At 66.0% G+C, this 12,040-nt stretch carries 10 protein-coding genes; 6 read left to right on the top strand and 4 right to left on the bottom strand.

What is annotated here, in order from left to right:
- The first annotated feature begins 20 nt into the window (after positions 1-20).
- The 3 genes from BCHO_RS01725 to BCHO_RS01715 all read left to right on the top strand — a co-directional run bounded on the left by BCHO_RS01725 (position 21) and on the right by BCHO_RS01715 (position 3,138).
- The gene (locus tag BCHO_RS01725) at positions 21-902 is read left to right on the top strand and encodes a putative RNA methyltransferase (RefSeq protein WP_024540467.1); all 882 of its coding nucleotides are present in this window, start codon (positions 21-23) and stop codon (positions 900-902) included.
- 110 nt (positions 903-1,012) lie between these two features.
- Positions 1,013-1,324 carry a hypothetical protein gene (locus BCHO_RS01720; RefSeq protein ID WP_024540466.1) on the top strand — a complete coding sequence of 104 codons (312 nt, stop codon included), beginning with the start codon at positions 1,013-1,015 and terminating at the stop codon, positions 1,322-1,324.
- A gap of 137 nt (positions 1,325-1,461) precedes the next feature.
- Positions 1,462-3,138, top strand: a complete 1,677-nt coding sequence (locus BCHO_RS01715) for a hypothetical protein (RefSeq protein ID WP_024540465.1) — start codon at positions 1,462-1,464, stop codon at positions 3,136-3,138.
- Between the two features lie 154 nt (positions 3,139-3,292).
- Here the strand turns inward: BCHO_RS01715 and BCHO_RS01710 are convergent, their stop codons facing one another.
- The 3 genes from BCHO_RS01710 to BCHO_RS01700 all read right to left on the bottom strand — a co-directional run bounded on the left by BCHO_RS01710 (position 3,293) and on the right by BCHO_RS01700 (position 6,100).
- A complete protein-coding gene (locus tag BCHO_RS01710; protein ID WP_024540464.1) occupies positions 3,293-3,637 on the bottom strand; it encodes a hypothetical protein in 345 nt (114 codons plus the stop codon).
- A 179-nt stretch (positions 3,638-3,816) separates the two neighbouring features.
- Positions 3,817-4,683, bottom strand: coding sequence for a DMT family transporter (locus tag BCHO_RS01705; protein ID WP_162146632.1), 867 nt, complete (start codon positions 4,681-4,683; stop codon positions 3,817-3,819).
- 343 nt (positions 4,684-5,026) lie between these two features.
- Complete coding sequence (locus tag BCHO_RS01700; protein ID WP_024540462.1) at positions 5,027-6,100, bottom strand: alpha/beta fold hydrolase; 1,074 nt, start codon at positions 6,098-6,100, stop codon at positions 5,027-5,029.
- 189 nt (positions 6,101-6,289) lie between these two features.
- Between BCHO_RS01700 and BCHO_RS01695 the strand changes: the two genes are divergently transcribed.
- Positions 6,290-8,110, top strand: coding sequence for an AMP-dependent synthetase/ligase (locus BCHO_RS01695; protein ID WP_024540461.1), 1,821 nt, complete (start codon positions 6,290-6,292; stop codon positions 8,108-8,110).
- A gap of 16 nt (positions 8,111-8,126) precedes the next feature.
- Here the strand turns inward: BCHO_RS01695 and BCHO_RS01690 are convergent, their stop codons facing one another.
- Positions 8,127-10,490, bottom strand: a complete 2,364-nt coding sequence (locus BCHO_RS01690; RefSeq protein WP_051354842.1) for a prolyl oligopeptidase family serine peptidase — start codon at positions 10,488-10,490, stop codon at positions 8,127-8,129.
- A gap of 284 nt (positions 10,491-10,774) precedes the next feature.
- Here BCHO_RS01690 and BCHO_RS01685 point away from each other — a divergent pair, with 284 nt between their 5' ends.
- Positions 10,775-11,476: an FhaA domain-containing protein gene (locus BCHO_RS01685; protein ID WP_024540459.1), complete on the top strand. Its 702-nt coding sequence runs from the start codon at positions 10,775-10,777 to the stop codon at positions 11,474-11,476.
- A 21-nt stretch (positions 11,477-11,497) separates the two neighbouring features.
- Positions 11,498-12,040: an FHA domain-containing protein FhaB/FipA gene (locus BCHO_RS01680; RefSeq protein WP_029675320.1), complete on the top strand. Its 543-nt coding sequence runs from the start codon at positions 11,498-11,500 to the stop codon at positions 12,038-12,040.

The raw sequence follows: 12,040 nt of genomic DNA, 5'->3' as shown, positions 1-12,040 counted from the left end.
TCCGCGGCTACGATGGCGGCATGAATCCTGCGAGAATCGCGCGCTTCGGCGACAGCGAACGGTACTTTATCTGCCCGATCTGCCACGACACGCTGCATCTGGACGGCACAAGCCTGCGCTGCGCCAACCGCCATACCTTTGACATCGCGAAACAGGGTTATGTCAACCTCATGCCCGCCGCGAAGCAGTCGCCGTTCTACAACAGCGAATCGTTCGCGAACCGCGCACGCATCCTCGAAGCCGGTTACTATGACCACATCCGCGACGCCGTGCTCGATACCATCCAGCGGCATATCGGCGTCCCCGCCGATATGGGCCTCGCCGGCCTGCGCGGCGACGCGCGCCCCGCGATCCTGGACGTCGGCTGCGGCGAAGGCTTCTACTCGCGCGCGGTGCAGCGCGCGAACCCGCAAGCCGATCTGCTCGCCTTCGACATCTCGAAGGATTCGATCCAGCAAGCAGCACGCGAGGATTCGAGCATGGCCGTCAGATGGTTCGTCGGCAACCTCGCCGACCTGCCGGTGCGCAGCCACGCAATCGACTGCATGCTCGACATCTTTTCGCCGGTGAATTCCGAGGAATTCCACCGCGTCATGAAGGACGACGCCATCGTCATCAAAGCAGTGCCCGGCGTACATCACGACGAACAATTGCGCGAACTCGCGCGCAAGCAGCTGCGCAACACCGATTATTCAAACGAACAAATAATCAAACAGTTCGGAGAACATTTCGACGTTCTGGAGACGAGCACCGTCTCGCGGACCTTTACGATGCCGCCTGACGACTTGCGCACCTTCGCGCATATGACACCACTGTTGTTCCATGTGGACATTGACGCCCTCGATCTCACACAAATCAGTGCATTAACAATTGAAGCGCGTATAATAGTCGCCCGAAAGTAATTTTTGCAAATCTCACGTGTGTTATTTTTTCTTCTTTTATGATGGATTACGCTGCCTGAGAAGAGCAGCGACGACGTGAGTCGCCACCAGACCACTGAAGGGGGTCCATCATGACACAGGGAAAGCACGCGCGTCCGCGCGGCAAGGAGCAGAACCGGCCGTTCTCGACGATGAAGGCGGTGAACGGGGCGGTGGCCACGATGGCCGCGGTCGCCACGCTCGGCGCACCGATGGTCGCCATCGCCGACGAGCCGGCGGCGCAGCCGCAGCAGCACACGGCAGCAAGCGCGGTGCAGCAGGCGCAGGCGGCGAGTTCGCAGGCCGATCAGGCCAACGCCGCGCTCAGCGACGCGAACGACGTCTACCAGAACGCCAGCGATGATCTGCGCAACGCGCGCAATGACGCGGATACGGCCAGGTAGGAGCTTGACCGGGCGAACGCCGCGCTCGCCGACGCCGAACGCAACGAATCCACGACGGCGGACGAACTCGCGGCGGCGACGACCGCGAAGCAGAACGCCGAGCAGAAGGTGGCCGCCGACAAGGCCGGCAGGACAAGGTGGCGGCCCAACAGCGGCTCGAAGCCGCGCAGAAGGCCATCGACGACGCGACGCAGGCGGCGGCCGATGCCACCAATCTGGAGCAGAAGGGCGCGCTCGGCTGGTCCGAGCACCGCAATGCGACGCTCGCGCAGCAGGTGCTGACGGATCCGGCGCTGAGCACCAAGAATCCGAACGACCCGGAACAGATCGCACCGCCCGATGGCGGATCGTGGCTGCAGTACACGCAGAGAGGGAACCCGAAGGACGCCATGAGTCTCGACAACATGCTCCAGGCGGTGGCGCTCATCCAACAGCTCAACCAGCTGCGGGCCGACGAAGGACTCGCACCGTTGCAGATCTCCGACGCCGCGATGGCCGCGGCGATGGTGCAGGCGAATGCAGGCACGAAGCTTGTCATGAAGCATAATCAGGTGCTGCCAAGCAACCTTCATCTGTCCGAGAACTTGGCATGGGGATACCGCGATCCTCTTGCCGGGTGGTGGACGGCAGAGAAGGCCATCTACGAAGATGCCCTCCTCAGCGGCAAGTATCCGGGTCTCGCCTCCATGAGCCCGTACCAGATCTACCAGAAATACCCTAAGCTCTACAAAACCATCGGCTACTACCTCAACTGCTCCGATCCCAATGCAACCGCCACCGGCATCGGCGTGAGCCAGTACCCAGGAGCTGGCCATGTACCGACCTCCGCGATGGAGAACAGCAGCCACGCCATCAGCTACGACGGCGTCGACGACGCGACGCCCACCGACGCGGACGTCTATCAGCAGGAACTGCAGGAGTACGTCGATCCAATCCGCAACGCACAGCAGAAGCTCAAGGACGCGCAGGATGCGCTCGCGAGCGCGCAGACCGCGCAGTCGGACGCCGAACAGGCCTACGACAGCGCACTGACGAAGCATGAGGACGCGCAGCGCGCCAAGACGGCCGCGCAGCAGCAGGCGGACGCCCAGTCGGCCAAGTACGCGCAGGCCTCCGCGACGCTCACCGACGCACAGAAGGCCTACGATATCGCCGACGTCGCATTCACCGCCGCACAGCGCAAGGCCGACGACGCCGCGAAGGCGCTCGACCAAGCGAACCAGAACACCGACGCGGCCAAGACCGCCAAAGACGACGCGGCGAGCAAGTACGCTGCGATGCAGAACGCCAAGGCGAATCTGGACAAGGCGCAGGCCGCCTACAACACGGCGAAGCAGGCCAGCGACGCCGCGCACGCCCAGGCGGCCGACAAGGCGGCCGAGGCGGCGCAGGCGCAGCAGGCGGCGGATGCGGCCGCCGCGAGGCTCGCAGACGCCAAGCAGACGGTCACCGATCTGCAGGCTGCCAAGGACGAGCTCACCAAGCGCAATCAGGCGCTCACGGCCGCCAAGGACACCGTCGCCAAGACCGGTGACGCGGTCGCCAGCGCCCAGAAGGACGCCGACGACGCCAAGGCCGCCGTGGATGACGCCCAGCAGGCCAAGGGCGCCGCAGTCGGCGCAGGTCACGGACACCGCCAGCAGCAAGCTCGCCGCCACCGGCGCAAGCACCGACGCCGTGCTCATCACGGCGTTCACGCTCGCGTTCGTCGGCGGCGTCGCCACGCTGAGCGCACGCCGTCGCGAGGAGTAGCCTACGGCATCGCCGACGCTGAAGGCGATCACATGACGCGATCAGCAAGACACGTCCGATAAGCGCATCCAGTAACGACAGTGGCGGCCGGAACCTCTCTGAGTTCCGGCCGCCACTGTCGTATGTCACCTACGCCATGTCATCCGCGCCGAATCATCGATGCCGCGCTACCGCGTATTCCACGCGAACACCGATGCATGGCGATGCATCAACGCATCAGTCGTGCGGGCGCGTGTTGAGACGATGATAGTAGAAGATCGACGCGCAGCAGCACACGAGCGACGCGATGTTCGACGCGAGCTCGATCCACCACAGCGCCTGCACCCAGCCGTCGCCGAGCGTCCAGAACACGCCCGGCAGCGTCACGAGCCAGCTGATGATGATGAACACGAACACCCAGATGCCCCACTGCTGGCCCTTCTGCTGGTCGTAGAGATGCTCGGGCGTCAGCTCGAAGTTCGGCCGGTTGTTGTACACGGCGAACACGCCGAACACAAGCAACGCGATCAGCACGACCACATTGAGCACGACCATGACCACATTCTGCGCCGTCGAAAGCATAATCGATCCTTTCTCGTTCCCGCCGCCGTACGTTCTGCGTACATGCGCGAACGACTCCTGATTGTATGGCCGCGCGCACGGCGCCCACGGCCGATTATGCAGCCGGCACAGCCTGACGCGCGCTCACTGCACAGCGTTCACTGCACAACCTTCACTGCACAACCTTCACCGCACAGCGTTCATTGCACGAGGAACGACATCACGATGACGAGCGCGAAACCGACCAGATCGGTGCCGGTGAACACGGCGCCGGTCCACATGACGGCCGTGATCGTCGCCATGACCGGCTCGATCGTGCTGAGCATCGTCGCGCGCATCGAACCGATGCGCACGACGCCGGCCATGTACAGCCAGAACGCGACGAAGGTGCCGACGACGATCGTGAACGCGAGCAGCCCCCAGCCGCGCACGTCGAGCCGCGGCACGTCCTTCCACGGCTGCACGAAGGGCGTCAGCAGCAGCCCCGACAGCAGGAACGTGATGCCGTTGACGACGAAGTTGCCGTACTTCGCGATGAGCATGACCGGGATGATCGCGAGGCACGCGCATGAGAACGCGTCCGCGAGTCCCCACAGCAGTCCCGGCAGCGGCAGCGCGAGCGAACTGACCTTGCCGCCGGTCGCGAGCAGCCATACGCCGGAGAACGCGAGCGTGACGCCGACGATCTCCTTGACGGTCGGCTTGCGTTTGCCGCGTATGCACACGTAGACGAGCACCATCAGCAGATTCACCGTCTGCAGCACCGTCGCCGTGCCCGCGTTCGTCCAATGGATCGAGAACAGATACGCGACCTGCACGAGCGTGACGCAGGTGAGCGCCGTGAACAGGTACATCGGGTATTCGCGCACGCTTTTCACGGCCGCGGCGAGCGCATGCCGCGAACCGACCGCCGCGCAGCCGAGGAAGATGAGGCCGGCGACGATCTCCCTGACGCATGCGAGCCACAGCGGCGCGATGTGGTATCCCTCCATCAGGATCTTCGAGACCGATCCGTTGATGCCCCACAATGCGCCGCCGAGCAATGTGTACATCACGCCGACCATCATCCGCTTCGGCGTCTGCTCGAGCGACTGCGTGGCGACCGTCTCGTCGGCGAGCGTCTGTGCCGCGTCGGCGCGTTCCTCATGCGCCGACCGGTTCAGCAGGTCCTGCACCTGCTCCTGCGCGCTGCGCGTATCGTCCGCCGGCTGCCGCGTCGACGCACCGCCGAGCTCGCCGTCGGAGTCTCCGGAGCCGTTGGAGCCGTTCCGATCACCGCGTGCGTTCCGCGTCACTATACGCCCCGCTTTTCTCCTATGCGCGGCCGTGCTGCCGGCGCGCGCGCCGCTTTTCCCGAGGTGATTCTAACGCACCGATGGCCGGCGCAACGCCGTCCGCTGCGGGCGCAGGCTACGGCAGCACAGTCACCGTCTCCTCCGACTGCAGCCAACGGAAGATCCGCTGCAGATACGGCGCGACGACGGCGTTCGGCATCGAGAAGATCTCATGGACCGACCCGTCGACGCGTTCCTTGCTGATGCGGCCGCCGTCGCGTCCCACGCGCTGCACGAAGACGTCCTGCGCCGGATTGCTGACCCAGTGGTCGGCGCCCGCCTGGAACAGCAGCACCGGCACGTCGATGCGCTCGCACATGTGAGGGTCGAGGATCGCATGCGAGATGCGCACAGCCTGACGTACCCATTCGTTCGCGGCCGCCGTCGTCTGGTAGTGCGTGTTCGCGATGCGCAGCTTCTTGAACCATTCGATCCGCGCGGCGCACGCCCCCTGCTCGTCCTTCCAGTCGATCACTGGCGTGAACCTGTGCTGTCCCGGCGCCATCGACTTCGCGTGCCCGAGGTCGCACGCCGCACCGCAGACGGCGGCCGCGAGCCAGTTCGGCGCGCCGGTGTTCGCCTTGATCATCGGCGACGACAGCACGGCCCTGTCCACGATGTTCGGATAGCGTTCGAGCATCGCCGCGGCGATGCCGCCGCCCATCGAATGCGCGAACAACGTGAGCCTTCCGCCGTGTGCGTAGGCGCCGCCGACCTCCTTCGTGAACTTCGCGAGATCGGCGGCGTAGCGGCGCCAGTCGTCGATGTAGACGATCTCGTCATCGGTCACGTCGCGCGCCGAATAGCCATGGCCGCGGTGCTCGAGCACGCATACCGAGAATCCGGCGAGCAGGAAGTACCAGACGAGCTCGCCGTATTTGGCCGCGAACTCGGAGAAGCCGTGCGAGAACACGACGGCGCCGTGGTCATCGCGCGACGCCCCCGGGATGCCGAGCTTCTGGAATTCGGCCACGTCGTAGCACACGTAGTGCAGTCTGCCGGGCGTGCGCAGCCGCGGCAGCGGACGCCCCGCCCAATCCGTCTGCGCCGGTTCCAGATATCCTTCATGCGCGCATGTGTCCATGGCGGGAAGCGCCGTCTGCGCCATCGCCTGCTGCACATGCCGTTCGTCGACCATTGCAATTTCCATACCGACCATCCTAAACGGCCCGCGCGCTTCGCGGCGCGGCGCCGATTGTGCGTTCCCTACAAAGCGCAGCCGGCGTGTGTTGTCGATTCATACGAGGCGCACATTCCCTACGGTACCGTAGGATAGCCGAGGCGGCCGCACGGACGGCCGCGTTCCGAAGGCTGCTACGAAGGATTCGAAGGATTTCCCATGCTCACCGAGTACACGACGCCGGGCCATGCGCTCACCGTCCGCGACAATGAAACGATCTACACGTTGCTGACCGACCGCCTCGAGCGTTCCGGCGCCGATTCCCCGCTCACAGAGAACAAGGAGCCCGACGGCTCGTGGAGCACGCTCACCGCCGGCCAGTTCAACGACGAGGTGCGCGCGATCGCGAAGGGACTGATCCAGTTCGGCATCGCGAAGGGCGACGCCGTGACGATCTTCTCGGCGACGCGCGTCGAATGGGGTCTGCTCGACTTCGCGCTCGCCGCCGTCGGCGCCGTGACGGTGCCGATCTACGACACCGATTCGGCGATCCAGGCCGAACGCATCCTCAACGACTCCGACGTGAAATTGGCGATCGCCGACAACCAGGAGCGCTTCGACCGCCTCGACTCCGTCTTCGACCACTGCCCGAAGCTCGAACGCATCCTGATGCTCGACGCGAACGCGATCGCCGCGCTCAAGGGGCTCGGCGTCATGATCTCCGACGAGGAGCTCGACGAACGCATCGCCGGCGTCGGCGCCGACGATCTGGCGACGATCGTCTACACGTCGGGTTCCACCGGCGCGCCGAAAGGCGCCGAACTGACGCACCGCAACTTCGTGAGTATCACACGTGCGGCCGCCGAATGCGTCCCGGAGATGCTCGAGGGCAACGCGCGCCTGCTGCTGTTCCTGCCGCTCGCCCACTGCTTCGCCCGATTCATCCAGTACTTCGTGTTCACCTCCGATGCCGGCGTCATCGGCTATCTGCCGAGCACGAAGACGCTGCCGCACGACATGCAGACCTTCGAACCGACCTTCGTGCTTTCGGTGCCGCGCGTCTTCGAGAAGGTCTACAACGCGGCGTCGCGCAAGGCCGGCACCGGCTTCAAGGGCCGCATCTTCGCGAAGGCCGCCGAATTCGCGCGCGAATGGAGCGAGATGGAGCAGCGCGGCGAGCGCCCGGACGCGAAGCAGCGCGCCGAGCATGCGTTCTACGAGCGTCTCGTCTACAGTTCGATCCGCGGCGCCTTCGGCCCGCGCATCAAGTACCTCGCGTGCGGCGGCGCGCCGCTCGACCGTCGCCTGGCGACGTTCTTCAACGGCATCGGCCTGACGATGATCCAGGGCTACGGCCTGACCGAGACGGCGGCGCCCTTCGCGTTCACGCGTGTGCACGACAACGTCATCGGCACCGTCGGCCAGCCGGTGCCCGGCTCGTCGGTGCGCATCTCGGCGACCGGCGAACTCGAAGTCAAGGGCCAGAACGTGTTCCGCGGCTACCACAATCTCCCCGAGAAGACGGCCGAGACCTTCGCGGCCGACGGCTGGCTGAAGACCGGCGATCTGGCGTCGCTCGACGACGAAGGCCACATCACATTGACCGGCCGCGCGAAGGACATCATCATCACGGCCGGCGGCAAGAACGTCGCGCCGATCCCGATGGAGCAGGAGATCGCCACCTGTCCGATCGTCGAGCACGCCGTCGTCGTCGGCGACAACCGCCCCTTCGTCGGCGCCGTCGTCACGCTCGACCAGGAGGGTCTGGAGAACTGGCTGCCGACGCAGAAGCTGCCGGCGGGCCTGACGATCGAGCAGGCCGCCGGGCTGCCGGAGGTCGCCGCCGAGATCCAGAAGTACGTCGACCGTGCGAACGCCGAGGTCTCGCGCGCCGAATCGGTGCGCAAGTTCATCGTGCTGCCGGTCACGTTCACGCAGGAGAACAAGTGCCTGACGCCGTCGATGAAGGTCGTGCGGCCGAAGGTCAACGAGGTCTTCACCGACCAGATCGCCTCCGGCATCTACGGCGCCAAGCGTTGAAACGCGGCGACGGGGCTCAGCGCCTCAGCGCGCGCTCCAGGAAGTCGCGCTGGAGCAGCAGCAGGTTGCGCGCGACGGTCGGGTCGTTCGTCATATGCGTGATGCCGGTCAGCGGCAGGAACGTGTGGTCGCGCCCGGCCGCCATCAGCGTCTGGCTCAGCCGCAGCGAATGCGCAATCGTCACGTTGTCGTCGGCGAAGCCGTGGATGAGCATCAGCGGGCGTCGCAGCGCCGGCGCGTCGTCGATGATGCTGTTGCGCACGTAGTCGGCCTCGTCGAGTCCGAGGAAACGCTCGGTGTAGCAGGTGTCGTACAGCGTCCAGTCGGTCGGCGGGGCGCCGGCGCACGCGGCCGCGAAGGTCTCCGGCGCGTCGAGCACGGCAAGCGCGGACAGGAAGCCGCCGTACGACCATCCGATCATCGCGACGCGGTCGAGCTCCGGGCGCGGCAGCACATGCGCGCGGGCGCCCGATGCGTGCCTGCCGTAGGCGGCCGCGTCGTTGATATGGCGCACCGCGTCGTCGAGCGCGTGCACGGCGTCGACCTGGTCCTCCAATGTGACCTGCTTCATCGCCTTGTACACCTCGCGGTCCCATGCCGGCCCGCGGCCGGTCGTACCGCGGCCGTCGGCGATGACGACGAGGTAGCCCTGTTCGGCCCACCACTGCGCGTCCCAGTACGCGGACTGGCTGAGCGTGACCTGCTGGAAACCGGGGCCGCCGTAGGGGTGCATGAGCACCGGCAGCGACTGCACGTCCGCGTATTTCACGCCGGTCGGCGCGACGATCGCCGCGTGCAACCTGCGTTCGCCGAGACGCACGAAGCGCACGTTGATGTCGAGTCCCGGCGTCGCCGCGTTGTTGGCGACGGCGACGGCCTCGCCGCGATAGTAGTGCGTCATCTGCAGGCGCGGATCGGCCATGTCGCGACCGGTGACGACGAGGCCGTCGCCGGCGCGCGTCGCGCTCCACACGCCCGGTTCGTCGGTGACCGGATACACGTCGCCGTCATAGTCGAAGGCGACCACGTCGAAACTGCGCGCATCGTGGTCGTCGGCCGTCGACGCCCACTGCTTCGGCACGTCGGGCGCCTGCTCGGGCGTGCGCTGCACGACGCACATGACCGTTTCGTCGTCGGCGTCGAGCACTTCGCGCACCTGCCAGCCGACCGGCGTGAACGGACGGCCGTCGACGGTCAGGCGGTTTGTGTCGTGCTCCATGTCGTTGACCGAGCAGATGAGCGCGCCGGACGGCGTGTAGGCGGGCGCGCCGCCGATGACGTCGATCCACCGGTCGTTGGCGTGCGTTTCAAGCACGGTGACCGGCATCAGCGGCACGACGCCGTCCTCGACGGGCGCGTAGCGCTTCCAGTCCTGCTCCTTCGGTACGTCGATGTGCAGGATCTGCTCGTGCTGCTGGAGGCGATCGAGGACGCGCAGCAGCGGCATATGCCCGGTGTCCCAACGCACGACGGCCAGATATTCGTAGGTGTCGTTGTCCCAGTCGACGAGCGCCGTGCGTTCCGCGTTCAGGCGGTCGTCGCCCAGATGCACGGCGTAGAGTTCGACGATCGCGTTGTGCGTGAGCGCGCGCGGATAGCGGTGGTCGAATCCGCGGCGGTCCGGGTGTGCGGGGTCGCTGATCGTCCACAGCGGCTCCGGCGACGAGTCGAAGCGCTCGATGAGCAACGTGCGCGAATCGGGGCCCCACCAGAAGCCGTCGTAGCGGTCCATCTCCTCGGCGGCGGCGAACTCGGCGATGCCGGCGCGCACGTCGGCGCGCTCGTCCTGCGGCACCGCGTAGGCGACGCCGGCCTCGCCGGTTGCGGCGTCGACGACGATGACGGCCGCGCCGGTCGAATAGGCGATACGCGTGCCGTCGGGGCTCACGCGCGGGTTGAGGATCGGGTGCAGCGGTTCGCCAGTGCCGTCGGCGGCGTGTACGTCGAGCGCCGTCGTCTCGGCTTCGGCGACATCGTCGGCGATCGTCGAGACGAACAGCTGGTCGTTGATCGTGAAGACGACGACTCGGCCGGCCGCGTCGACCGCATAGGAGACGATGCCGCTGCCGCCTTCACGCGCGCGTTCGCGGCGTGCGCGCTCGGCGGCGGGCACGTCCTCGGCGTCGGCGTCGGCGAGCAGTGCGCGCGGATCGGCGAGCAGCGTCTCGGTGCCGTCGGCCTCGCCCATCCACAGCGACGTCGCCGTGTCCTCGGCGCCGTCGGAACGCAGGAACAGCATGCGCGAGCCGTCGCCGAGCAGGCGCGGGCTGCGCGGGGCGCCGCAGCTGAAGCGCAGCGTGCGCGCCTTCGCGGCGGCGTAGTCGGGAATCGAGGAATCAACGGAGCGGGGATCATTCGTGTGCACAGTGGTTTGCGTCATACCGCATTACGCTAGCACCGCGACCCTGCGCATTGGCTGAACGCGTGCCGTCGCGCACGGCGACCGTCGCCGCCGCGCGCGACGTCGGTCATCGCGTATCCGTATAAAGGATGGAACAGACGTATTCATATATCATGAGTCATATGCGAATGACGTGCGCGGCGCGTCATGCAGTGCTGTCCACGGCGACGTCCGACGCGGACGGGCATTCGTCCGGCAGTCACAAAGGCCGGCGCGGTTCGCGACCAAGCGTAGGATGGGACAGGAACAAGAAAGGGACTACTATGAGCGTTCTTGACCGTTTTGAGAAAAGCGTGGAAGGCGCGGTCAACGGAGTGTTCGCGAAATTCGGCTCCAAGGACCTGCAGCCCGTCGACCTGACGAGCGCGCTCGAACGCGAGATCGACGAATCGGCCATGCCGGTGGGTCGCGAACGCACGGTCGCGCCGAACGAGTATCGCTTCAAGCTGAGCACCCCCGATTTCGACCGCATCGAACAGTGGGGTTCGGAGGCGCTCGCCAACGAACTCGCCGACAACCTCACGAAGTACGCGAAGAGCCAGCATTACGCGTTCGTAGGCCCCGTCGTCGTCGTGTTCGAGGAGGACCTCGAACTGTCGAAGGGCAATTTCAAGCTCACGAGCGAATCCGTGCAGGGCAACGCCGTCCCGGTCACGACCGACGCGCAGGCCGAGGACTGCCCGATGCTCGAGGTGAACAACAGCCAGTATCTGCTCACAAAGAGCAAGACGATCATCGGACGCGGCTCCGGCTGCGACATCGTCATCGACGACCCGGGCATCTCCCGCAAGCATCTGGAGATCGACATCACCGACAACGGCGTCATCGCACGTGACCTCGGCTCGACGAACGGCACCTACGTCGAAGGCCATCAGGTGCCGGCGGCCACGCTGCTCGACGGCAACACGATCACGATCGGCCGTACGCGCATCCTCTACTGGGCGTCGTCGCAGGACCAGGAGTAAACCGGGACACCGATTGCCGTTATGATTACCGAACTTACCTTCGCGGTACTGAAATACGCGTTCCTCATCCTGCTGTGGGTGTTCGTCTGGAGCATCGCCCGCTCTCTGTACCGCGACGTGGCCTCCTACAGCCCACGCAAGTCGCGCGCACGCCGCAAAAAGGAACGCGAGGTCCGCAGGAAGGCCGATGCGCCGGTCGCGGCCACACCCGCCAGCTCGACGCCGAACCATCCGGCGACGGGCGCTATGCCGGCGACGGCCGCGGACAAGCAGCCGACGCTGCTCGTCATCATCGACGGCCCGCTCGCCGGCACCTCGGTGCCGCTGAATTCATCCGTCATCACATTGGGACGCGCGGCTTCGAACACCGTCGTGCTCGACGACGAATTCGTCTCGTCGCACCATGCGCGCGTCTATCCCGACGAACGCTCGCACCAGTGGGCCATCGAGGACCTGCACAGCACGAACGGAACCGTGGTCAACCAGCAGCGCATCACCGCGCCCACGATCCTCGCGCCGCGCATGCCCGTGCGCATCGGTGCGACCACCTTCGAACTGAGGTGA

The sequence above is a fragment of the Bifidobacterium choerinum genome (assembly GCF_000741135.1).
Lineage (GTDB): Bacteria > Actinomycetota > Actinomycetes > Actinomycetales > Bifidobacteriaceae > Bifidobacterium > Bifidobacterium choerinum.
Note: the sequence above shows the minus strand (reverse complement) of the source record. Positions and strands in the feature narration are given on the sequence as shown.

Excerpts from the sequence above, each read along its gene's own strand:
- BCHO_RS01700 (WP_024540462.1), bottom strand. The coding sequence starts at position 6,100 with ATGGAAATTGCAATGGTCGACGAACGGCATGTGCAGCAGGCGATGGCG.
- BCHO_RS01705 (WP_162146632.1), bottom strand. The coding sequence starts at position 4,683 with ATGATGGTCGGCGTGATGTACACATTGCTCGGCGGCGCATTGTGGGGC.
- BCHO_RS01725 (WP_024540467.1), top strand. The coding sequence starts at position 21 with ATGAATCCTGCGAGAATCGCGCGCTTCGGCGACAGCGAACGGTACTTT.
- BCHO_RS01685 (WP_024540459.1), top strand. The coding sequence starts at position 10,775 with ATGAGCGTTCTTGACCGTTTTGAGAAAAGCGTGGAAGGCGCGGTCAAC.
- BCHO_RS01710 (WP_024540464.1), bottom strand. The coding sequence starts at position 3,637 with ATGCTTTCGACGGCGCAGAATGTGGTCATGGTCGTGCTCAATGTGGTC.
- BCHO_RS01690 (WP_051354842.1), bottom strand. The coding sequence starts at position 10,490 with ATGACGCAAACCACTGTGCACACGAATGATCCCCGCTCCGTTGATTCC.
- BCHO_RS01695 (WP_024540461.1), top strand. The coding sequence starts at position 6,290 with ATGCTCACCGAGTACACGACGCCGGGCCATGCGCTCACCGTCCGCGAC.
- BCHO_RS01680 (WP_029675320.1), top strand. The coding sequence starts at position 11,498 with ATGATTACCGAACTTACCTTCGCGGTACTGAAATACGCGTTCCTCATC.
- BCHO_RS01720 (WP_024540466.1), top strand. The coding sequence starts at position 1,013 with ATGACACAGGGAAAGCACGCGCGTCCGCGCGGCAAGGAGCAGAACCGG.